Origin of the sequence: Actinoplanes sp. NPDC049681, assembly GCF_044465265.1 — a bacterium.
Classification (GTDB): domain Bacteria; phylum Actinomycetota; class Actinomycetes; order Mycobacteriales; family Micromonosporaceae; genus Actinoplanes.
Window position 1 is genome coordinate 70,129 of the sequence record NZ_JBITLP010000002.1, and the last position, 25,193, is coordinate 95,321.

General features: G+C 73.5%; 5 protein-coding genes. 4 read left to right on the forward strand and 1 reads right to left on the reverse strand.

Annotation, left to right across the window (positions count from 1 at the left end):
- Positions 1 to 20: 20 nt before the first annotated feature.
- The 4 genes from ACIBO8_RS05735 (at position 21) to ACIBO8_RS05750 (ending at position 24,528) form a co-directional block, all read left to right on the forward strand.
- Positions 21 to 233 (forward strand): MbtH family protein, encoded by a 213-nt coding sequence (locus ACIBO8_RS05735; RefSeq protein WP_396113957.1) that lies wholly within the window; start codon positions 21 to 23, stop codon positions 231 to 233.
- Positions 230 to 1,915, forward strand: coding sequence for an ABC transporter ATP-binding protein (locus tag ACIBO8_RS05740; RefSeq protein ID WP_396113958.1), 1,686 nt, complete (start codon positions 230 to 232; stop codon positions 1,913 to 1,915). The genes ACIBO8_RS05735 and ACIBO8_RS05740 overlap by 4 nt, the downstream gene beginning before the upstream one ends.
- Complete coding sequence (locus tag ACIBO8_RS05745) at positions 1,912 to 3,669, forward strand: ABC transporter ATP-binding protein (protein WP_396113959.1); 1,758 nt, start codon at positions 1,912 to 1,914, stop codon at positions 3,667 to 3,669. Before ACIBO8_RS05740 ends, ACIBO8_RS05745 begins: the two co-directional genes overlap by 4 nt.
- A gap of 66 nt (positions 3,670 to 3,735) precedes the next feature.
- Entirely contained in the window at positions 3,736 to 24,528 is a 20,793-nt protein-coding gene (locus ACIBO8_RS05750) for an amino acid adenylation domain-containing protein (protein ID WP_396113960.1), read from the forward strand.
- Here ACIBO8_RS05750 and ACIBO8_RS05755 read toward each other — a convergent pair.
- Positions 24,509 to 25,153, reverse strand: a complete 645-nt coding sequence (locus ACIBO8_RS05755) for a hypothetical protein (protein ID WP_396113961.1) — start codon at positions 25,151 to 25,153, stop codon at positions 24,509 to 24,511. The two genes, ACIBO8_RS05750 and ACIBO8_RS05755, sit on opposite strands and share 20 nt — an antisense overlap.
- Between the last annotated feature and the right edge of the window lie 40 nt (positions 25,154 to 25,193).

A 25,193-nucleotide genomic window follows, 5' to 3' on the forward strand; every position in this document is an offset into this window, starting at 1 on the left:
CCGGCGCGAAGGAGTTCCGCGTGTCCAACAACCCGTTCGACGACGAGAACGGCACCTTCCACGTCCTCGTGAATGCCGAGGAGCAGCACTCGCTCTGGCCCTCGTTCAAGGAGATCCCGGCCGGCTGGCGCAGCGTCTTCGGCCCGGCATCGCGTCAGGACGCCCTGGACTACGTCGACGCCAACTGGACCGACCTGCGCCCCAAGAGCCTGCGCGACAGCATGGCGCAGTGAGCCGCTCCGGCGGCCGCATCCTGCGCAGGACGATCACCCGCAACGGCCGCCGCCTCTGGCCCGGTGTCGCGCTCATCGGCGTGCACCAGGCCTGCGAGGCGGCGATCCCGATCCTCATCGGTGTGGTCGTCGACGGTGCCGTCACTCCCGGCGACGGCACCGCGCTCGCGCTGTGGACCGGTGCGCTGGGCCTGCTCTTCGTGCTGCTCACGACGGCGTACCGGTTCGGTGCGCGGCAGCTCATGAAGGCCATCGCGGAGGAGGCGCACCTGCTGCGCGTCGAGGTCTCCGCGAAGATCCTGCACCCTCGCGGGGCGCGTACGGATCTGCGGGCCGGGGACCTGCTGACGGTGTCCACGAGCGACGCGGACAACACCTCGTACCTGCTGGACTATGTGCCCCGGATCGCCGGCGCGATCGTCGCCACCGCGATCAGTGCCGTCACGCTGCTGCTCATCTCCGTACCGCTCGGTCTCGCCGTGCTGATCGCCACTCCGCTCGTGCTGATCGTGCTGCAGCTCGGCTCCCCGCGGATCACCCGGCGGGTGGCGGAGCAGCAGGAGCGGGCCGGCCGGGCCACGTCGCTGGCGACCGACCTCGTCACCGGGCTGCGCCCGCTGCGGGGCATCGGCGCGCAGGAGGCGGCCGCCGAGCGGTACCGCGCGGTCAGCCGCCGATCCCTCGCCGCGACGCTGCGCGCCGCACGGACCCAGGGCGGCTACCTCGCCGCCTCCACCACCCTCAGCACGCTGCTGGCCTGCGGCATCGCCATCCTGGCCGGCTGGTTCGCGCTCACCGGCCGGATCACCGTCGGCGAGTTCATCACCGTGATCGGCTCCGCGCAGTTCCTCGTCGAACCGTTCGGGCTGCTGGCCATCGTGCCGAGCTGGATCGCCGAGGCGCGGGCATCCGCCGACCGGGTCGCCCAGGTCACCGACGCCGGCCTGGTCCTGCCCGAGGGCACGACCGCCCCCGTCGCCCAGCGGTGCGAGCTGCACCTCAGCGGCGTCCGGCACGGCCCGCTCACCGGCCTCGACCTCCGGGTGGCGCCCGGAGAGTTCGTGGGCGTGGTGGCCCGCCGGCCCGCCGACGCCGAGGCGCTGATGAAGCTGCTCGCCGTCCCGGCCGCGTACGAGGGCCGGGTGCTGCTCGGCGGCGTACCGCTGGAGGACCTCGACCGGGATCACGCCCGCCGCCTGCTGCATGTCGAACCGCACCACGCCGACCTGTTCACCGGCACCATCGCCACGAACGTCGCCGTGCACGACGACGGCCGGTCCCTCACCGAGGCGCTCGGCGCGGCCGCCGCGGACGAGGTGGTCGGCACGCACCCGGACGGCCTGCACGCGCGGGTCGCCGAGCGCGGCGCCAGCCTCTCCGGCGGCCAGCGACAGCGTCTCGCCCTGGCCCGCGCGCTGCTCACCCGCGCGGCGGTGCTGGTGCTGCACGACCCCACCACCGCGGTCGACGCGGTCACCGAACACGCCATCGCCCAGGGCATCCGGGCGCTGCGGCACGGGCCTGACGCCGGCTTCGCGACGGTCGTGATCACCAGCAGCCCGGCCCTGCTCGCCGCCACCGACCGGGTCGTGGTGCTCGGCGAGGGCGCGGTCACCACCGAGGGGGCGCACGCCGACCTGGGCGCCTCCGACGACTCCTACCGACGACTGGTGCTCCGATGACCCTTCCGATCGCCACCGCGCGGCAGAGCCGGGCATGGTTGCGTACCGAACTCCGTGGACGCCGCGGGGAGGTGGCCGGAGCGGTGGTGGTGGGCGTCCTAGCCGCGGCGGCCGCAATCGTCCCCGTGTACGCCCTCGGCGTGCTCGTCGACCGGGTCCGCTCGGGCGCCGGCGCGCCGGCCGTCGTCTCGATCTCCATCGTGATCGTGGTGGCCGCGCTGGCCGGTGGGGGCGCTACGGGGCTCAGCGCGTACCTGATCGGCGGTCTGGGTGCCCGGATTCTCGCCGACCTGCGCGAAAGCACAATGGCCACCGCACTGCGGCTGCCGGCCCTGGTGCTGCACCGGGCCGGCCGCGGCGACCTGCTGTCCCGGGTCGGCGCGGACATCGCGGCCATCGGCAGGGCCGTCTCCGACGTGTTGCCACAGATGATCTCCGCGTTCCTGCTCGGCGTGCTGAGCCTCGCCGCGATGGCGGGCATCGACTGGCGGCTCGGGCTTGCCGGCGCGGTGGCCGTACCGTTCTACCTCCTTGCCCTCCGGTGGTACCTGCCGCGGTCCGCGCCTCGCTACGCGCGGGAACGGGCCGCTGTGGCCGAGCGGTCGCAGCTGCTCGTCGAGAGCATGCAGGGGCTGCGGACGGTGCACGCGTACCGTTGGGAGGACCGGCGTCTGCGCGAGATCGACGGCGCTTCCGCGAAGGCCCGGGACATCTCCGTGGACGTCTTCACGCTGTTCACGCGCTTCGTCGGCCGGGTCAACCGGGCCGAATTCCTCGGGCTGACCGCGATCCTGGTCGTGGGCTTCCTGCTGGTCCGCGACGGCGCCGTGACCGTCGGCGAGACGTCCGCGGCGGCTCTGCTGTTCCACCGCCTGTTCAACCCGGTGTCGATGCTGCTGTACACATTCGACGAGCTCCAGGCGGCGGGGGCGAGTCTCGCGCGGCTCGTCGGCGTCCTGCGGATGCCGGTCGAGGAGCCGTCCGTGGGACGGCCACCGGCCGATTCCGCGCTGACTCTCGAGAACGTCGGCTTCAGCTATGACGGGGTGACGCCGGTGCTGCGGGACGTGTCGCTGCGCGTGGCGCCGGAGGAGCGGGTCGCGCTGGTCGGCTCGACCGGGGCGGGCAAGACGACCGCGGCGTCCATCGCGGCGGGAATCCTGCGGCCGGGCAGCGGATCCGCCCGGGTGGGCGGGGTGCCGGTGACTGACCTGCCCGCGCGCACGGTGGCCGTCGTCAGCCAGGAGACCCATGTGGTCGCCGGGCCGCTCGTCGAGGACCTGCGCCTGGCCCGGCCGGGCGCGGACGTCGCCGAGGTCGAGGCTGCGCTGGCCACCGTGGGGGCGCTGGAGTGGGTTCGCGCGTTGCCGGAGGGGCTGTCGACGGTCGTCGGTGACGGCGGGCATGACCTGACCGCGGCTCGGGCGCAGCAGCTGGCGTTGGCGCGGCTGGTGCTGCTGGATCCGGCTGTGGTGGTGCTGGACGAGGCGACCGCGGAGGCCGGGAGTGCGGGGGCGCGAGAGCTGGAGGAGGCCGCGGCTGCCGCGTTGCGGGGGCGGACCGGGTTGGTGGTGGCGCATCGGCTCACCCAGGCGGCGGCCGCCGATCGGGTGATCGTGCTGGAACAGGGGTCCATCGTGGAGTGCGGTTCGCATGCCGAGCTGCTGGCGGCGGGCGGCCGGTACGCCCAGCTGTGGGCGGCGTGGGAGTCGCGAACCCCCATGTCGTCGTCACCCGAATCCTCTCGCTGTTGAGGTTAGGCTAACCTAACATCGCGTCGATGACGCGCGCCTGGTGGCGCTCCACATCGGAGGTGCGGGATGACGGTTGGCTTGCAGGACATCGAGGGGTTGCTGGCGCGGTGGAACGACCACACCAGCCCCGCCGCCACCTCGACCGTGGTGGACGCCTTCGCGGCGCAGGCGACGGAAACCCCGGATGCCCTGGCCCTCGTCGCCGGTGACACCCGCCTGACCTACCGCGAGCTCAGCGGCCGCGTCTACGCGCTCGCCCGTGACCTGCGGACCCGCGGGATCGGCACGGAGGACGTGGTCGGTATCGGCATGGCGCGTTCCGCCGAGATGGTGATCGCCGTGCTCGCCACGATGGTCGCCGGGGCGGCGTTCGTACCGGTCGACCCCGCCTGGCCCGCCCGGCGCCGGGAGCAGGTGCTGGCCGAGGCTCGCGCGGCGATCACCCTGGTTGCCGAGGACGTCCCGCGGCACAGTGCCGAGAGCCCCGGGATCACCGTCGCTCCGGGGCAGTTGGCGTACGTGATCTTCACGTCGGGTTCCACCGGCCGGCCCAAGGGCGCGATGATCCGGCACGAGGCGATCCATGAGCGGCTGCGCTGGCAGCGGGATCAGGTTCTCGGGTTCGGGCCGGGGGATGCCACGCTCTTCAAGGCGCCGCTGTCGTTCGACATCAGCGTCAACGAGATCCTGCTGCCCCTGGTCTCCGGCGCGTACGTGGTGGTCGCCGACCCCGGCGGCGAGCGGGACCCGCAGTATCTGCTCGACCTGATCGCCACCGAGGGCGTGACCTTCGTCTACCTCGTCAGCTCCATGCTCGACGTGGTCCTGCAGCTCGCGCAGAACACCCACCTGCTGGACGGCCTGCGACACGTCTGGTGCGGCGGCGAGGTGCTCACCCCCGAGCTGTTCGACCGGTTCCGCGCCCAGCTCTCCACGACGCTCTACCACGGGTACGGCCCGGCCGAGGCGACGATCGGCGTCTCGCACGTCATCTACCGCGACTCCGCCGAGCGCATCGCCACCTCGATCGGGCGGCCCAATCCGCACACGCAGCTCTACGTGCTGGACGACGATCTGAATCCGGTCGGCCCGGGTGTCACCGGTGAGCTGTACGCGGCCGGTTTCCTGCTCGGCCGTGGCTACGTCAACGCGCCCGCCCTGACCGGCTCCCGGTTCGTGGCCAACCCGTTCCGGACCGACGGCGAGCGCATGTACCGCACCGGCGATCTGGCGCGCTGGACCGGTGACGGCACCCTCGAGTTCGTCGGGCGGGCCGACTACCAGGTGAAGATCCGCGGGATGCGGCTGGAGCTGGAGGAGGTCGAGGCTGTCGTCGCCGCCCATCCCGCCGTGCGCCAGGCCGTCGTGACGATCCACGAACGGCATGTGATCGGGTACGCCGTCCTGAGGGCGGACGCTACCGCCGGCGATCTGCGCGCCTGGTGTGCGGACCGGCTCCCGGAGTACATGGTGCCGTCGTCGTTCGTGATCCTCGACGCGTTCCCGCTGACCGCCAATGGCAAGGCCGATCGCCGTGCTCTGCCCGTACCGGTGCTGGGGCCGGCCCGGTCGCGTGAGCCGAGAAGTGACACCGAGGCACGGCTCTGCGACGTCTTCGCCGGCGTGCTGGGCCTCGACGCGGTCGGCGCCGAGGATGACTTCTTCGCCCTCGGCGGCGACAGCATTGTGGCCATCGGCGCGGTCCGGGCCGCCCGGCGCGCCGGGTTCTCGCTGCGCGTCCGGGATCTTTTCGCGCATCCGACGCCGGCCGCGCTCGCGCTGGTGGTGGAAGGGACCGAGCTCGAGGCCGCCGCTGTCGATGCGGTCGGCGAGGTGCCGCCGACCCCGATCCTGGCCTGGCTGGACGAGGCGGGCGACGCCCTGGACGGCTTCTTCCAGGCCGTCACGCTGCCCGCTCCGGACGGGGAGATCGCCCCGCTGATCGACGGTCTGCTGGAGGCGCACGATGTGCTGCGCGCGACGGTCGACGGCGCCGTGCTCACGGTCCGCCCGGTCGGGGCGGTGACCGCCGCCGAGGTGCTGCGGGTCGGCGAGGATCTGGACGCGACCGTCGCCCGGCTGGGCAGGGAGCGGCTCGTGGCCTTCTCGCACCTGCCGGAGAGCGGCGAGCTGATCGTCGCCGCACACCACGTGATCGTGGACGGCGTCTCGCTGCGTGTCCTCGCCGAGGATCTGCGCGGCGGCCTGCCGATCGGCCCTGCGCCCACCTCGTTCCGGCAGTGGGCCACGGCGTTGCGCGCCGCCGACTTCAGCGAGGATCTGCCGTTCTGGACGAGGGCGGCGCAGACGCCGAGGGGAAGCCTTGCCTGCCCGGACAAGAGGGACACGGTCGCCACGGAGGAGACGCTGACCGTCACGCTTCCCGACGACGTCGCCGGCCGGCTGCTGACCGCGGTGCCCGCGGCGATCCATGGCGGGGTCAACGATGCGCTGGTGGCGGCGCTCGTGCTGGCGGTCTCGCCGGACCGGCCGATGCTGCTGGAGCTCGAGGGGCACGGCCGCGAGGAGGACGCCGCCGACCTCGACCTGTCGCGTACGGTCGGCTGGTTCACGACGCTCTTCCCGGTGCCGCTGGACGTCACCGGGCTGCCGCTCGCCGAGGCGGTCAAGGCGGTCAAGGAGCAGGTGCGGGCCGTGCCGCACCACGGCATCTCGTACGGCGTCCTGCGCCACCTCGCCGGCCACGCCGAGCTCGCGGTGCAGCCGCAGGTGCTGTTCAACTACCTCGGGCGCTTCGCCGACGGCGAGGAGATCGTGGAGCGCCGCGACCCGCGCATGCCGCTGCCCCGCGCGCTGGAGGTCAACGCCGTCACCGTCGGCGCGCGGCTGTCCGCGGTGTTCAGCTGGCCGGGCCGGGTGCTCGGGCGCGACGCCGTCCAGGCCGTCGCGGACCGCTGGGTGGAGCTGCTCACCACCATCGCGGACGACCCCGCCGTCGCCGGTCACACCCCGTCGGACTTTCCGCTGGTGGCGCTGAACCAGGCCGATGTGGACGCGCTCGGCCCGGACGTCCGCGACGTGCTGCCGTTGACGCCGTTGCAGGCCGGGCTCTACTTCCACGCCACGTACGCGCCGGGCGCCGACCCGTACGTCGTGCAGCAACTGATCCACCTCGAGGGCCCGCTCGACGCCGACCGCCTCCGCCGCGCCGCGACCGCCCTGTTCGAGCGCCACCCGAACCTGGCCGCCGCCTTCCGCCCGGTGGCCGACGGAGAAGTTGTGGCCGTGCTCGGCGGTTCGGTCGCGGTTCCATGGCGGTACGTGGTGGCTGGGGACGTGGACGCCGTCGCCGCCGCCGAACGCGCCGAACCGTTCGACCTGTCCCGCCCGCCCGGCATGCGGTACGCCCTCGTCCGCCTCGCCGCCGACCGGCACGTCCTCGTGCAGACCGTGCACCACATCGTGGCCGACGGCTGGTCCGTGCCGCTGATGCTCGGCGACCTGGTCGCCCTCTACGCGGGCCGCTCGCTGCCCCCGGCGCCGTCGTTCCGCGACTTCCTGGCCCGTCGCGGCCGCGGCGACGTCGAGGCGTACGCCCGGCTGCTCGACGGCGTGACCGAGCCGACCCTGCTGGCCCCCCGGGAGACCGGCCCCGCCGCGAGCATCACCGCGACCGTGGACGGCGAGGCCGTGCGGGCGGTCGCCCAGCGCCACGGCGTGACCGTCGGCAATGTCGTGGCCGCGGCCTGGGGGGTGCTGGTCGGCCGGGTCACGGGCCGGTCCGACGTGGTGTTCGGCTCGACCGTGTCGGGCCGCGGCGGCGACGTGCCCGGCGTCGAGGCGATCGCGGGCCTGCTCATCAACACGGTGCCCGCACGGGTGCGCTGGACCGGAGCTGAGTCCCTGTCCGACGTCATCCATCGATTCGCCGGTGACCAGCGCGAGATGGTCGAGCACGACCAGACCGCGCTGGCGGACATCCAGCGCCGGATCGGGCTGCCGGAACTCTTCGACACGCTCGTCGTGATCGAGAACTACCCGGCCCCGAACGCTTCGGAGAGCGACGGGCCGCGCATCACCGGCGTCGACGTGATCGAGGCGCCGCACTACCCGGTCACCCTCATGGTCCGGCCGGGCGAGACCATCACCGTGACGCTCACCCACCGCCTCGACCCGGCCACCGCCGCCCGCCTGCTCGACCAGTACGTCCGCGTCCTGACCGCAGACGCCGACACCCCGATCGCCTCGCTGAGCCTGCTCGGAGCCGCCGACCGGGCGGACGTCGCCGCGCTGGGTGCCGGCGATCCCGGTGCGACCACGGACCTGGTACCCGACATGATCGAGTCGGTGAATCCAGCCCGGGTCGCGGTACGGGCCGGTGCCACCGAGCTCACCTACGCCGGCCTGTGGGAACGCTCCGGCGCCGTGGCAGCCGCGCTGCACGCCGCGGGCGTACGCCGGGGGGACGTGGTCGCCGTGGCCACCCGCCGAACCGCGGACCTGCCCGTGGCGCTGCTCGGCGTGCTGCGGGTGGGGGCTGCGTACCTGCCGGTGGATCCCGGCTATCCGGCGGCGCGCATCGAGTTCATGCTCGACGACGCCCGGCCGGTCTGCGTGCTGGCGGACGACCCGAGCATCCGCGCGCTGCCGCCGCACGACGTTCCGGTGGTGCGGATCCGTACCGCCCGGGGCCAGGCGCCGGCTTTGCGAGTCGGGCCGCTGGACGCCGCGTCGGTCGTCTACACCTCCGGCTCGACCGGGCGCCCCAAGGCGGTCGTCGGCACCCACGGCGCCCTCGCCAATCGCCTGGCGTGGGCGCGCGAGCGATGGGACGGCGAGGTCCGGGTCGCGAAGAGTTCCATGAGCTTCATCGACGGCACCACCGAGCTGCTGGGCGGTCTCGTCGCGGGCGCCACCGTCGTCATCGCGGACGAGGCCACCGCGGCCGACGGTGCGCTGCTGGCCCGGCTCGTCGCCGGGTCCGGCGCCACCCAGCTGCTCGCCGTGCCGGGGCTGGCCGCCGCGATGGCCGAGACGGCGCCGGAGCGGGTGCGCGGGCTGCGCCGGTGGATCACCAGCGGTGAGGCGCTGGACGCCGCCACGGTCGCCGCGCTCGCCGCCGCGTCGCCGGGTGCCGAGCTCGTGAATTCGTACGGTGCCTCGGAGAACACCGGGGACGTGCTCGCCGGGACCGTCGCGCCCGGCGAGGCCGTGACGCTGGGACGTCCCGTTCCCGGCGTACGGGTGTATCTGCTCGATGCCGTCCTGGAGCCGGTGGCGCCGGGCGCGGTAGGGGAGATCTACGTCGGCGGGGTGCAGCTCGCGCGGGGCTATCGCGGTCAGGGCGGCGCCACCGCGGCGCGGTTCGTCGCCGACCCGAACACCCCGGGGGAGCGGCTCTACCGCACTGGCGACCTCGGGCGCTGGACGGGCGGCCGGGTGGAGTTCCTCGGGCGCAACGACGACCAGGTCAAGGTGAACGGCCACCGGGTCGAGCTCGCCGAGGTCGAGGCCGCGCTGCTGCGCCGGCTCGGTGTCCGCGAGGCCGTCGCGGTCGCCCGCGGGTCCAGCCTTCACGGGTACGTGGTACCCGAGGCGGGCGAGAGCCTCGATCCGCACGCGCTGCTCGCCACCCTGCGGGCGGAGCTGCCCGGGTATCTCGTCCCGGCGACGGTGACCGTGCTGGACGCCGTACCGTTGCTGCCGAACGGGAAGCGGGACCGGCGCGCCCTGCCCGACCCGATCGCGGCCACCGGTGAGCCGCCGCGCACACCGCGCGAGGCGGAGGTCGTCGCACGATTCGCCGAGGTGCTCGGTGCCGCAAGTGTCGGCGTGCACGACGACTTCTTCGCGCGAGGCGGCGACAGCATCAGCGCCATCCGGCTGGTCAACCTGCTCGCCCGTGACGGCATCGCGCTGTCCACCCAGGACGTCTTTCGTGCCCGTACGCCCGCAGCCGTCGCCGCCGCCACGGAGGGTCTGGCCGCCGAGGTGTGGGAGCTGTCGCCGCTGCAGCAAGGCGTGTACTACCAGGCGACGTACGCGGACGGCGCGAGCACGTACATCGCGCAGAACGTGTTCGACCTCGACCGGCGTCTGGACGTACCCGCGCTGGAGCTGGCCTTCGCCGCCCTGCTGGAGCGGCACCCGACGCTGCGGGCGTCCTTTCTCGGTGAACCGCGCCCGCGGCAGGTCATCGCCGCGCGGGTGCCGGCCGTGGTGACCGTCGTCGAGGGCGGCGACCCGAAGGCGATCGCCGCCGCGGACCGGGAGCGGCCGTTCGACCTGACCGACCCGCCGCTGGTCCGGCTCACCGTGGTACGCAACGCGGACGGCACCGACCGGCTGCTGCTCACCTGCCACTTCCTGCTGTGGGACGGCTGGTCGCGCGAGCTCGTGCTGCGGGAGTTGTTCGCGCTATACGACTCGCGCGGCGCCCGCGGCGTGCTGCCCACCGACGGTCCGGGCTTCCCCGACTACCTCGCGTGGCTCGCGGCCCAGGACCGGGACGCCTCGGCCGCCGCCTGGAAGGCCGTACTGGGCGAGCCGACGATCGTCGTGCCGGAGGCGACCGGCCGCGAGCCGGTGCTGTCCGAGCGCGTCGTGGCGGCGCTGCCCACCGCGGTGACGACGAGGCTGACCGAGCAGGCCCGGCGGGCCGGCGTCACGCTCAACTCGGTGCTGACGGTCGCGCTGGGCCTGGTGCTGGGCCACCGCACCGGCCGGGGCGACGTCACCTTCGGGACCACCGTGGCGGGACGGCCGACCACGCGGCCCGGCATCGAGAACGTCATCGGGCTGTTCCTCAACACCGTGCCCGCCCGGGTCGCCGCGACGCCGGGTGCGACCATCGCCGAGCTGGCCCGCCGCGCCCAGCAGGACAGGATCGACCTGGCACCGCACGAGTATCTCGGCCTGGGCGACATCCAGCGGGCGACCGGCCACGACCAGCTCTTCGACACCCTGTACGTGCTGCAGAACTTCCTGGCCGACAGCACCTTCGACGACCTCGAGGCCGCGCAGGGCATCGTGAACGTCGAGTACACCGACACCACGCACTATCCGCTGACCTGGGTGCTGACCCCGGGCGCCAACCTGCGCGTGAAGCTCGAGTACCGCCCCGACGTGGTCAGCGCGTCCGCCGCCCGGTCGATGGTCGACGAGCTCGTGGGCGTGCTGCGGGTGCTCGCCGACGGGTTGGATGTGCCCGCCGGATCGGTCTCCGCTACCGAGGATCGCGCACTGCGCGGGCAGATGTCGGATATCCCGGGCGAAACGATCGCCGACATGCTCGCGGCGCAGGCGGCCCGGACCCCCCGCCTCACCGCGCTGGTCTTCGGTGCGCAGCGGCTGAGCTACGCCGAGCTGGACGCACGGATCGACGCGGTCGCGCGGGGGCTCATCGCGCGAGGTGCCGGGCCGGAGCGGATCGTCGGCCTGGCGTTGCCGCGAGGCATCGACATGGTGGTCGCGCTGTTCGCCGTGCTGCGAGCGGGTGCGGCGTACCTGCCCCTCGATCCGGATCTGCCGGCCGAGCGGCGGCAGGCGATGATCGACGACGCCCGGCCGCTGCTGGTCGTGTCCGAACTGGACGGCCTGGCGATGGACGGCGGGCCGGTGCGGTCGGCCGTGCGGCCCGATCATCCGGCGTACGTCATCTACACGTCGGGGTCCACGGGCCGGCCGAAGGGTGTCGTCACGCCGTACCGGGGGCTGACGAACATGCAGCTCAACCACCGCGCCGCGATCTTCGGGCCCACAGTCGCGCGGGCCCGGGCGGCCGGCGTCGACCGGCTGCGGATCGCGCACACCGTCAGCTTCTCCTTCGACATGTCGTGGGAGGAGCTGCTGTGGCTCGTCGAGGGCCACGAGGTGCACGTCTGCGACGAGGAGCTGCGTCGCGACGCCACGGCGCTGGTCGCCTACTGCCACCGGCACGGCATCGACGTCGTCAACGTGACCCCGACCTACGCCCACCACCTGTTCGAGGAGGGCCTGCTGGACGGCCACCGCATGTGGCTGGTGCTGCTCGGCGGTGAGGCGGTCGGCGAGACGGTCTGGTCGCGGCTCAGCGACCCCGCCATCGGCTACAACCTGTACGGCCCCACCGAGTACACGATCAACACCCTGGGCGCGGGTACGGCCGACAGCCCCACCCCGACCGTGGGTAAGCCGATCTTCAACACCACCGGGTACGTGCTGGACCCCTGGCTGCGTCCGGTGCCCCCGGGCGTCGTGGGCGAGCTGTACATCGCGGGCGCCGGGCTGGCCCGGGGCTATCTCGGCAGTCCCGCGTCGACGGCCGCGCGGTTCGTCGCCGGACCGGACGGCACCCGTGTCTACCGCACCGGCGACCTCGTGCGCGAGCGGCCGGACGGCAACCTCGACTTCCTCGGCCGCAGCGACGACCAGGTGAAGATCCGCGGCTACCGGATCGAGCTGGGCGAGGTGGAGTCGGCGGTCGCGGCGGTGCCCGGCGTCCGGCAGGCCGCGGTGGTGGCCCGGGACGGCAAGCTGCACGCGTACCTCGTGGGTGAGGCCGGCCCGGCGAGTGTCCGCGCGGCACTGGGCGAGCGACTGCCGTCCTACATGGTCCCGTCGCTGTACGCGACCGTGACGACCCTGCCGCTCACGGTCAACGGGAAGCTCGACGTCAAGGCGCTTCCGGACGCCACCCCGATCCTGTCGGCCGTCCGCGGCCCGCGCGACGAGCGCGAGCGCGTGCTCGCCGGGATCTACGCCGACGTGCTGGGGTTGCCGGAGGTCAGCATCGACGACGACTTCTTCGCGATCGGCGGGGACAGCATCTCGTCCATCGCGGTCGCCGGGCGGGCGCGCAAGGCCGGGATGCACGTGACGCCGCGGGACGTGTTCCGCCGCCGTACGGTCCGAGCACTCGCCGCCGCCCAGCCCGCCGCCGCCGTGGCAACCGTGGCCGACGACGGCCTGGGCGACGTCGCGCTGACCCCCATGCTCGCCGAGACGGTGAAGTCGGCGACGCCGCTGGAGGGCTTCTACCAGTCCATGGCCTGGCACACCCCGGCCGCGCTGACCCGCGCCCGGCTCGAGGAGATCCTCCAGGCCCTGCTCGACCGCCACGACCTGCTGCGCGCCACCTTCGACGGCACCCTGCACGTGCCCGCCCCCGGCCTGCGCGCCACCGGGCTGATCACCGAGGGCCCGATCGACCAGGCCGCCGAGGTGGCCCGCCTGGACCCGGCGACCGGCGTGATGCTGCGCGCCGCCTGGGACGGCCGCATGCTGCTGCTCGTCATCCACCATCTCGTGGTCGACGGCGTCTCCTGGCGCATCATCACCGAGGACCTGCGCCGGGCCTGGCGGGGCGAGGAGTTGGAACCGGTCGGCGCGTCGTTCCGGACCTTCGCGGCGTCCCAGCCCGTGTATCCGGATCAGGCGGAGTTCTGGCGTACGTCGCTGGCGGGGCCGCGCGCGCTGCTGGGTGACCGACGGGCCGACCCGGCCGTCGACACCGCGGCGACCGTCCGCTCGGTCACCGTGACCCTCCCGGCCGAGGTGGCCGTCCCGTTGCTCACCACCGTGCCTGCCTCCTTCCACGGCGGGGTGAACGACGTGTTGCTCACCGGCCTTGCCGTGGCCGTGAACCGGTGGCGCGGCACGGACGAGCCGGTGCTGGTCAGCCTGGAGGGCCACGGCCGCACCGGCGACCTCGACCTGTCCCGCACGATCGGCTGGTTCACCGCGATCCACCCGGTGCGGCTCGACCCGGGCACCACCACGGACCTCGCCGCCGCGGTCCGCGCGGTGAAGGAGCAGCTGCGCGCGGTGCCGGCCGGCGGGCTCGGCTACGGCTCCCTGCGCTGGCTGCACGACCACGATCTCGGCCCGGCACCGGAGATCCTCTTCAACTACCTGGGCCGCTTCGGTGGAGACGCCGGTGATTGGGCTCAGGCCGCGCCGCTACGGGAGGGCGTCGATCCCGCGAACCCGGCGATGCCGCTGGAGATCAATGCGCACGCCACCGACGATGCGTTCGAGGCGACGCTGTCGTGGCCGTCGGGGCTGCTCGCCGAGGAACGGGTCGTCGCGCTGGCCGAGCACTGGACCGGGGTGCTGCGTGAGCTGACCACCACCGACGTCGGTGGGCACACCCCGTCGGACTTCCCGCTCGTCGCGCTGACCCAGGACGACGTCGACGCGTTCGCGGGTGCGGTGGACGTACTGCCGCTGCTGCCGCTGCAGGAGGGCATGTACTTCCACGCCGCCACGTCCGATGTGGACGCGTACGCGGTGCAGCAGATCGCGGAGCTGACCGGCGAGGTCGATCCGCCCCGGCTGCGCGCCGCGGTCGAAGCGGCCGTACGCCGTCACGAAGCCCTGCGCGCGTCCTTCCGCGAGCTGCGCGACGGCCGCATCGTCCAGGTCATCGCCGCGGACGTGCAGGTGCCCTGGCGTGAGGTCGACCTGACCGGGACGCCGGAGCGTCTCGCCGAAGTCGCGGCGGAGGAGCTCGCGCAGCCGTTCGACCTCGCGAAGCCACCCGTGCTGCGCTACGCGCTGGTGTCGTTGAGCGCCACCGAGCACCGGCTGGTGGAGACGATGCACCACATCCTCGCCGACGGGTGGTCGTACCCGTTGGTGTTCTCGGACGTCGTGGCCGCGTACCACGGCCGGGAGCTGAGCGCGCCGCCGACGACGTTCCGCGACCACGTCGAGTCGGTCGTGACGCGTGATCGGGAGGCCGCGCGCGCCGCGTGGAGCGCCGCCCTGAACGGCGCCGAGCCGACGGCGCTGTACCCCGACGTCACCACGGTCTCGCACCACGACAGCGCCTTCGCCCACATCGACCGGGTGGACGAGCTGACCGAGATCGCCCGCACCTGCGGCATCACCGTGAGTACGCTGATCCACGGCGCCTGGGGACTTCTGCTGGGCAGGCTGCTCGGCCGCGACGCGGTGGCGTTCGGGTCGACCGTGTCGGGACGCGGCGGCGAGCTGCCCGGCGTCGAGTCGATCGTCGGCCTGCTCATCAACACCGTGCCGGTGCCGATGGCGTGGCGTCCGGACGAGCCGGTCGGTGACGTGCTGCGCCGCCTGCAGGACCAGCAGACCGACGTGCTCGACGTGCAGCAGGTCGGCCTCGCGGAGCTCAACCGGCTCGCCGGCGTGCGGGAGCTGTTCGACTCGATGGTCGTCGTGGAGAACTTCCCGCCGGTCGAGGGCGGCGATGCGGGGGGCCTCGGCGTGCGTGGCTTCACGGGTACGGACTCACCCCACTACCCGGTGTCCCTGGTCGCGTTCCCGGGCGACCGCCTCACCCTCGAGATCAAGTACGACGTGGCGATCGGCGCGGATGCCGCCCGGCGCCTCGCCTCCCAGGTGGCCTCCGTGGTGGATCAGCTCATCGACGGCCTCGACCGTCCGGTCTCCGCGCTCTCCCTGGGTGGGTTCAGCCGCTCGGCGATCGAGGTGTCCTCCGACGACATCGTGGATATCTGCCGCGAAAATCCGGACGCGGTCGCCGTGGGCAGGCTCACCTATGCCCAGCTGGAGGCCCGGGCCAACCAGCTCGCCCACGAGCTGATCGCCCGGGGCGTCCGGCCCGAATCGCGGGTCGCGGTCAGCCTCCCGCGGTCGGAGGAGCTGATCGTCGCGCTGCTCGCGGTGGTGAAGGCCGGCGGCTGCTACGTACCCGTCGACCCGGAGGCGCCGGCGGCCCGGCGGCATTCCATCCTCGACGACGCGCGGCCGGTCTGCGTGATCGGCGAGGGCGACGTCGCCGCGCCCGGCCGCCCCGACACCCGCCCCGTGGTGAACCTGAGCCCGGACAACGCGGCGTACGTCATCTACACGTCGGGTTCGACCGGGAAACCCAAGGGCGTCGTCGTGACCCATCGCGACGTCCGCGCGCTGTTCGCCGCCGCGGACCGGCACTTCGAGTTCGGCCCGCGCGACGTGTGGACGATGTTCCACTCGTACGCGTTCGACTTCTCGGTCTGGGAGCTGTGGGGTCCGCTGCTCCACGGCGGCCGGCTCGTCGTCGTCCCGCACGACGTGGCCCGCGACCCCCAGCGGTTCCGCGCCCTGCTGCGCGACGAGAAGGTGACCGTCCTCAACCAGACCCCGTCCGCGTTCTTCCCGCTGATCGAGGCGGACGCGACCGAGCCGGACCGGCTGCCGCTGCGCTACGTCGTGTTCGGCGGTGAGGCCCTCGACCCGTCCCGCCTCAAGGGCTGGTTCGCGCGCAACCCGCGACCGCGCCTGGTCAACATGTACGGCATCACCGAGACCACGGTCCACGTGTCGTTCCGCGCACTGGACCCGGCGGACGTGGACCGGCCCAGCGTCATCGGCACCGCGCTGCCCAGCCTGGCGGTGTACGTGCTCGACGCGTATCTGCAGCCGGTGCCCGAGGGCGTGACCGGCGAGATGTACGTGGCCGGCGAGCAGCTCGCCCGCGGCTACCTGGACCGCCCGGCCCTGACCGCGTCCCGCTTCGTCGCCAACCCGTACGGCCCCGGCCGCCTCTACCGCTCCGGCGACCTGGCCCGCTGGGAGGACGGCGAGCTGGTCTACCTGGGCCGCTCCGACCACCAGGTGAAGGTGCGCGGCTACCGCATCGAGCCCGGCGAGATCGAGGCGGCGCTGCTCACGCTCCCGGGCATCGCCGGCACGACGGTGGTCGTGCGTGACGGCAGGCTGGTCGGCTACCTGGTCGCGCGGGCAGGCAGCCGGCCTGACGAGGACGCGATCCGCGCGCATCTCGCCGCGATGCTGCCGGACTACATGGTTCCGGCCGCGTTCGTGACCCTCGACCGGTTGCCGCTGACGGTCAACGGCAAGCTCGACCGTGACGCGTTGCCGGCCCCGGCCCGGACGACGGCCGCGCGGCCGGTGGAGAACCCCGGCGAACGTCCCGAGATCACGACCCTGCGAGGGCTGTTCGCGGAGGTCCTGGGCCGGGACGACGTGCCGGCCGACGGTGACTTCTTCACCCTCGGCGGCGACAGCATCGTGGCGATCCAGTTGGTGAACCGCGCCAAGCGCAGCGGCCTCAAGCTGTCCCCGCGCGACGTGTTCCTCAAGCGCACGCCCGCAGCGCTGGCCGCCTCTCCGCGGACGGCAACCGTGACCACGACGTTCGACGGCATCGGCGAGGTGGCGCTGTTGCCGATCGTGCACCGGCTCGCCGAGCTGGGTGGCACCATCGACCGGCTGCACCAGTCCGACCTGCTCCGGACGCCGCCGGACGCGACCGCGGCCCGGCTGCAGGCCGCCCTCGACAAGCTCGTCGCCCACCACGACGCGCTCCGGCTCACCCTCAGCCGCCCGGCGCCGATGCTCTGGTCCCAGGAGGTACGCGCCACCGGACAGGTCAGGCTGACCACAGTGGACGACGCCGACCCCGCCTCGATCCGCCGCGAGGCCCAGGCAGCGGTGGACCGCCTCGACCCCGACGCCGGACGCGTCCTGGAAGCCGTCTTCTTCCCCGGCCGGCGGCGTCTGCTGCTCGTCGCCCATCACCTCGTCGTCGACGGGGTCTCCTGGAACATCCTGGTCGAGGACCTGCGGCAGGCGTACGAAGGGGCAGCGCTGGACCCGGTCGGCACGTCGCTGCGGTCGTTCGCGCGCATGCTCACCGAGGAGGCCGGCACCGCAGCGCGCATGGCGGAGTTCCCGCACTGGCAGCGAACACTGGCACCCGGCGGCGAGCTGAAGGCGGACGTGGTCGCCGCAGGGCGGACCCGCGACCACGAGCTGCGGATCCCGGTCGACCCGTCGGTGCTGACCGGCGACGTCACCGCCACGCTGCTCCGGGCTCTGCACGCCGCGGTGAATCGCTGGCGTGGCACGGACGGTGAGCTCGTCGTGGACCTGGAACGGCACGGGCGGGAACCGGTGGGCGACGCCGACCTGTCCCGGACGGTCGGCTGGTTCACCTCGATCGCCCCCGTACGGCTACCGGACCTGCCTCAGGGCGACGGCCTGGGCTACGGCCTGCTGCGCTACGTGAACCCGCGCAGCGCCGCGGCGCTGGCCCGGCTCGGCACGCCGCAGGTGCTGTTCAACTACCTCGGCCGTTTCGACGACGACGCCGCCGACTGGTCCCCGGCCGACGAGGACATCCGGGTCCGGACCGACGACGACCTCGAGACGCCGTACCTGCTGGAGATCAACGTCGCGGCCCGCGGCGGCGAGCTGCACGCCGTTCTCACGTACGCCGACGAGGGCCTCGGGCTGGACGCGACCCGGGCGATCGCCCAGGGGTGGGCCGCCGAGCTGGCCCCGGCGGACGAGCGCGAGTGGCCGCTGTCGCCGCTGCAGGAGGGCCTGTACTTCCAGGCGAAGCTGGCCGGGGACGCCGACGTCTACATCGCCCAGAACGCCTTCGACGTCGACCACCGTCTCGACGTGCCCGCCCTCGAACGGGCCTTCGCCGCCGTGCTCGCCGCGAATCCCGCCGCGCGCCTGGCGTTCAGCGACGAGGGCCGGGCCCGCTTGCGCCGCGAGGTGCCGGTCACCGTCGAGGTGATCGAGGACCCCGGGGATCTCGGCGCGGTCATGGCCGCCGACCGGGCCCGTCCGTTCGACCTGGGCGAGCCGCCGCTGGCCCGGCTCACCGTGGTGCGGTTGCCCGGGGGCCGCGACCGGCTGCTGTTCACGTACCACCTGCTGCTCTGGGACGGGTGGTCCCGCGAGCTCGTGCTGCGGGATCTGTTCGGTGCGTACGCGGGTCGTCCCGTACCCGGGAAGAGTGCGAGTTTCACCGACTACCTGGACTGGATCTCCCGGCAGGACGCCGCAGCATCCCTGCGGGCCTGGTCCGGTGCCCTGGCCGGGGCGGAGCCGACCATCCTCTACCCGGCGGCCGCCGGCGCCCGGCCGGTGCTGGCGAAGAGCCTGGCCCTGCGGCTGACCGAGGAGCAGACCGCACACCTCACGAATCAGGCCCGCGCCGCGGGCGTCACGCTGAACGCCGTCCTCAGCACCGCCCTCGGCATCGTGCTCAGCCACGCCGCCGGACGGTCCGAGGCCGTGTTCGGCACCACCGTGGCGGGCCGCCCGACCGAGCTCGACGGCATCGAGGAGGTCGTCGGCGTCTTCCTCAACACCGTGCCGCAGCGCGTCACCCTCGGCGCGGCCGAACCGGTGCGCGAGGTGCTGCGGCGGGTCCAGGCCGAGCGCATCGAGATGATGGCGCACGAGTACGTAGGCCTGGGTGACATCCAGCGTGCGGCCGGCCGCGGCCCGCTCTTCGACAGCCTGTACGTGCTGCAGAACTTCCTCGACGACGACACCTTCACGGATCTGGAGACCGAGCACGGCATCGTCGGCGTGGAGGCGGTCGACGCGACGCACTATCCGCTCACCTGGGTCGCCACTCCCGGCCGTACCCTGCGCATCCGGCTCGAGCACCGCCCGGACGTCGTACCGGCCGCGCAGGCGCAGTCCCTTCTGGACCGGCTGGGCGCGGTCCTGACCGGCTTCGACATCGACGCGCCCGTCGCCTCGATCGGCCTGCCCACGCCGGCGCCGCAGGAGGGCGTGCACGCGGAGATCCCGGACGTGACCATCGCGGAGATGCTGGCCGGGCAGGCGGCGCGAACCCCGACCGCGGCCGCGCTCACCCACGACGGCGTCACCCTCAGCTACGCCGAGCTCGACGGCCGGGTCAGCGCGGTCGCCCGCGGGTTGCGTGCCCGCGGTGCCGGGCCGGAACGCATCGTCGCGCTGGCGCTCCCGCGCGGCATCGACATGGTCGTGGCGCTCTTCGCCGTCCTGCGGGCGGGCGCGGCGTACCTGCCGCTGGACCTCGAGCTGCCGGCCGGGCGGCGACGGACGATGATCGAGGACGCGCGGCCGCTGCTGGTGCTGGAATCGCTCGCCGGGCTCTACCGCGAGGTCGGCGAACCGTGGCTCGACGACTTCGCCCCGGGCACGCCCGGACGCCTCGACCGGCCGGCATACGTCATCTACACCTCGGGGTCCACGGGCCGGCCGAAGGGCGTCGTGACGCCGTATCGCGGGCTCACGAACATGCAGCTCAACCACCGGTCGGAGATCTTCGGGCCGGCGGCCGGCGGCCGGATCCTGACCATCGCGCACACGGTGAGCTTCTCCTTCGACATGTCCTGGGAGGAGCTGCTCTGGCTGGTCGAGGGCCACCACGTGCACATCGCCGACGAGGAGCTGCGGCGGGACGGGCGGGCGCTGGTCGCGTACTGCGAAGAGCACCGGGTCGACGTCGTCAACCTCACCCCGACGTACGCGCAGGCCCTGCTCGACGAGGGGTTGCTGGACGGCGGACACCGGCCATGCCTGGTGCTGCTCGGCGGTGAGGCCGTCTCCGAGAAGCTCTGGGCGACGCTGCGGGACACCGAGGGTGTGACCGGCTACAACCTCTACGGCCCGACCGAATACACCATCAACACCCTGGGCGCGGGTACGGCGAACAGCCCCACCGCCACGGTCGGCCGCCCGATCCTCAACACCACCGCGTACGTGCTCGACGGCTGGCTGCGTCCCGTGCCCCCGGGCGTGGCCGGTGAGCTCTACATCGCCGGTGCCGGAACGGCCCGCGGCTACCTCGACCGGCCCGGGCTCACGGCGTCGCGCTTCGTCGCGGGACCCGGCGGCACCCGGCTCTACCGGACCGGCGACCTGGTCCGCGAGCGTCCCGACGGCAACTTCGACTTCCTCGGCCGCACCGACGACCAGGTCAAGATCCGCGGCTACCGGATCGAGCTGGGCGAGGTCGAGGCCGCTGTCTCGGCGGTGGCCGGCGTCCGGCAGGCCGCCGTGCTCGCCCGAGGCGGGTCGCTCGCCGCCTACCTGGTCGGTGCCGCCACCCCCGCGGAGGTGCGCGCCGCGCTGGCCGAGCGGTTGCCGTCCGCCATGGTTCCGTCGTTGTACGCCGTCGTCGACGCCCTGCCGTTGACCGTCAACGGCAAGCTCGACGCCGCGGCCCTTCCGGCGGCTGCGCCCGTGGCCACCGCTTCCCGGCCGCCCGCCGACGATCGGGAACGCCGGTTGTGCGAGCTGTTCGCGGAGGTGCTCGGCCTGCCGTCGTTCGGTGTCGAGGACGACTTCTTCGACGCGGGCGGGCACTCGCTGTCCGCGTTGCGGCTGGTCGGCCGGGTGCGCGCCGAGCTGGGCGGGGAGCTGTCGCTGCGGGCGCTGTTCGATGCCCGTACGCCGGAACGGCTCGCCCGTACCGCCGCCGGCCCGGCACGGACGGCCCTCGCCCCGCGGGAACGCCCGGAGGTGCTGCCGCTCTCCCCGGCGCAGCAGCGACTGTGGCTGCTCGACCGGCTGGACCCCGGATCCAGCGCCTACCACTATCCGCTGCTGGTACGCCTCGCCGGCCGCGTCGACGTGCCGGCCCTGTCCCGGGCGCTGGCCGACGTCGTGGCCCGGCACGAGGTCCTCCGCACCGTGATCCGCGCGTCGGCGCAGCACATCCTGCCCGCGCCGGAAACCGTCCCGGTCGAGATCGGAGTTCCGGTAGCCGCTCTCGTCGCGCGCCCCTTCGATCTCGCCGAGGACCTGCCGATCCGCGCCGGCGTGCTCGAGAGCGACACCACGGTCCTGGCGTTGGTGCTGCACCACATCGCGATGGACGAGTGGTCGGACCGGCCGCTGCTGCGCGACCTGAGCACGGCCTATGCCGCTCGTGTGGCCGGCGGCGAACCGGACTGGCAGCCCCTGCCCCTGCAGTACGCCGACTACGTCCTGTCGCTGACGGAGACGCCCGGCGACTTCTGGCGGGAAACGCTCCACGGCCTGCCTGACGAGATCACCCTGCCGGCGGACGGGCCGCGTACCGCGGCCAAGCACCCGGCCGGCCTGGTGACGGCGACGCTGCCGGCCGCGCTGGTCGACCGGCTGCGCGAAGTGGCGCGGGCCGAGTCCGCCAGCCTCTTCATGGCGCTGCACGCGGCCCTCGCCACGCTGCTGTCCCGGCACGGCGCGGGCACCGACGTCCCGATCGGCAGCCCCACGTCCGGCCGGGGTGACGCGGGCCTCGACGACCTGGTCGGCTTCTTCGTCAACACGATCGTGCTGCGGACCGACCTGTCCGGCCACCCGTCGTTCGCGGAGCTGCTGCGCCGGGTCCGTGCCGCCGACCTGGCCGCGTTCGAGCATGCCGGCGTGCCGTTCCAGCATGTGGTGGAGCTGGTGAATCCGCCGCGGGCGGCCGGCCGCAACCCGCTGTTCCAGGTGATGATCGGCTACTTTCACCGGCCCGCGGATCCCGGCCCGGTGCTCGGCCTGCCCGTCCTCGAGGCGCCGGGGTTCGCGGCCGACCCGAAGGTGGACCTCAACCTCACCTTCGTCGACGCGGGCCGGGACGGCGTCACGGTCACCTGCGAGTACGACACCGATCGCTTCCGCGCCACCACCGCGGCCCGCCTCCTGGACCGGCTGACCGTGCTGCTCTCCGCCGTGGCCGCGGATCCGTCGCTGCCGGTCACGGACGCGCCCCTGCTGACCGCGGACGACCGCGCCGAGCTCGACCGGTCCGAGCCCGCGGTCCCGGCCGCTGCACAGCCATGGCACACGCTGGTGTCGCGCCACCGGGGCGAAGCGTTGGTGGCGGGCGGAACCCGGTTGTCCTACGCCGACCTCGACCGTGCGTCCGATGCGGTTGCCGCCGCGCTGACCGCCCGCGGCGCCGGCCCGGAGAGCATCGTCGGCATCCATCTGCCCCGCTCGGCCGAGCTCGTCGTGGCCGTCCTCGGCGTCGCGAAGGCGGGCGCCGCCTATCTGCCCCTCGATCCGGCCTTCCCGGCGGTGCGGCGGGAGTTCATGGTGGCCGACGCCCGCCCGGCGGTCGTCATCGACGAGGCGTTCCTGGCCGGGGTCACGCCCGCGCCGGCAGCCCTCGTGGAGCGGGATCCCTCGCATGCCGCGTACGTGATCTACACCTCCGGGTCGACCGGTCGCCCGAAGGGCGTCGTGGTGACCGATCGCGACCTGGAGGCCTTCCTCGCCGCGGTCCCGCTCCAGCCGCGCGAGCGGCTGCTCGCGGTCACCACGCTGTCGTTCGACATCTCGGTCCTGGAGCTGATGGGCACCCTGCGGGCCGGCGGCACCGTCGTGCTCGCCACGCCCGGCGAGGTCCGCGACCCGCAGCTGCTCGCGCGGCTGCTGAAGCGGGAACAGATCACCGCGATGCAGGCGACGCCCTCCCTCTGGGCGGCGCTGCTGGACTCGTCCGATGTGGACCTGTCGGGGGTACGCGCCCTGGTCGGCGGCGAGGCGCTCCCGGTCTCCCTGGCGCGCAGCCTGCACACCCGCGCGGCAAGCGTCACCAACCTGTACGGCCCCACCGAGGTCACCGTGTGGGCCACCGCCGAGGAGGTGGACGGGCAATGGGACGGCACGATCGGCAGGCCGCTGCCCGGCACCACCGCCTACGTCCTGGACGACCGGCTGCAGCCCGTACCGCCGGGTGTGGCGGGTGAGCTGTACCTCGGCGGCACGCAGGTCACTCGCGGCTACCACGGCCGCCCGGCGCTGACCGCGTCCCGGTTCGTGGCGGCCCCGGTCGGGGAGCGCCTCTACCGTACGGGCGACCTGGCCCGGTGGCGCGACGGCCGGCTGCAGTACCTGGGCCGCACCGACCACCAGGTCAAGGTCCGCGGTTTCCGCATCGAGCCGGGCGAGATCGAAGCGGTGGCGCTGTCGCACCCGGACGTGACCCGTGCGGTCGTCGTCGCCCGCGGGGAGCGGCTGGTCGCGTACGTGACGGTGACGCCGACGTTCTCGGCCGCGTCGCTGACGGAACTCTTCGAGTCGGCCCTGCCGGGCTACATGGTGCCGGCGGTCTGCCACGTCCTGGACGAGCTGCCGCTGACCCCGAACGGCAAGGTCGACCGCAACGCGCTTCCCGACGTCGCGGTGCCGGCCGGGCCGGAGCAGGCGGCACCCCGCTCCCGCGCCGAGGCGGCCGTCGCCCGGATCGTCGCGCAGGTGCTCGGCGTCGGCGAGGTGGGCGTGCACGACGACTTCTTCGCCCTCGGCGCGCACTCGCTGCTGCTGGTCCGGCTCGCGACGGCATTGCGCCAGGAGTTCGGCGCCGAGATCCCGGTCGCCCGGCTCTTCGCCGCGCCGACGGTCGCGGGCGTCACCCGGCTGCTGGCGGGCGAGGTGCCGGCCGGGGACGCGCTGGCGCCGGTGTTGCCGCTGAGCCCGCCGGGCAGCGAGCCGCCGCTGTTCTGTCTCGCGCCGGCGAGCGGGCTCAGCTGGCAGTTCGCCGGTCTGGCCCGGTACCTGCCGATGCCGCTGGTCGGCCTGCAATCGCCGCTGCTGTCCGGTGGGGCGGCGGTGAGCATGACCGCGCTCGCGGCGGAGCACGCCGATGCGGTGGAACGGCATCAGCCGGCCGGGCCCGTACGCCTGCTGGGCTGGTCGTTCGGTGGTGCCCTCGCCCTGTGCGTCGCGGCGGAGCTGATCGGCCGCGGCCGGACGGTGGGTTTCGTGGGCATGCTGGACGCCCGCCGCGACGCCGGGCGGACGCCGTCGACCGTCAGGGGGCTGCTGGCCGAGATGGGGTACGCGGTGCCGGACGGCGACCTGACGACGGCCGAATCGGTCGCCTTCGTCCGCGCGGCCGGTGGCAGCATCGCCGCCCTGACCGACGAGCAGATCGGTCTGGTGCTGGAGAACTATCTGGCCGCCGACCGGCTGATGGCGGGCGCGGCGTATCCCGCGTATCCCGGTGAGGTCTTCTTCGTCGAGGCGACGGTGCCGGAGCAGGGCTTCAGCGGCCCGGCGGCACCGGCGTGGCGACCGCTGACCGGCGGCATGCAGGTGCACGAGCTGGCGGTCACCCACTCGGCCCTGCTCGACCGGGCGACCCTGGACCGGCTGGGCCCGCTCCTGGCCGCCGCGCTCAGCTCACGAGCGGAATGATGCCGTCGCCGAGCCAGCCGCGAAGCAGCGCGTACGCGATGCTCAGCACCAGCCCCACCAGGAAGGAGTAGCCGATCCCGGCGTACCAGCGATGCCTTTTCTCGCGGGGTGCGACGTCCCGCGCCCATGGGCGTTCCCGGGCCAGCCACCAGAGCAGGCCCACCCCCATCGGCAGCAGCGTGAGGATCCAGAACCAGAACCACTTGGTGCCGGTGACCGGATCCGTCGAGAGGAGCGCCCAGAGCGTGATCAGGGTGCCGGCGATGGCGAGGCCGGTCATGGTGCGGGGGAGCACGCTCTCGCTTCGGCCGTTCGATTTCTCGGCCGCCGCGTGCAGGGCATCGTCGCCGTCGGTGTAGTAGCTGTGACCGTCGGGCGTCTCCCAGAGGAAGATCCGGTCGTCGGAGCCGTCCTCGAGGACCGGGGGTGTCCAGGGCACGTGGTCCGTCCGCCACTCGCTGCCCCAGCTGTACTCCACGACCCGGTCGGCGGCGACGTCCTGCCGGGCGTGGGCAAGGCTCGCCTCACGCGGGGTGGTCCACCACATCAGGGCCGCCCACATGATCCAGCCCACGACGAGGGCGATGCGCAGCAGCTGCCACCAGGCGATATTGCGAAGGGTCACGGCGGCATTGTCACAGGCTCTGGCAAAGGGGCGGCCGGGC

Coding starts and splice junctions, on each gene's coding strand:
- ACIBO8_RS05750 (WP_396113960.1), top strand. CDS start 3,736: ATGACGGTTGGCTTGCAGGACATCGAGGGGTTGCTGGCGCGGTGGAAC.
- ACIBO8_RS05745 (WP_396113959.1), top strand. CDS start 1,912: ATGACCCTTCCGATCGCCACCGCGCGGCAGAGCCGGGCATGGTTGCGT.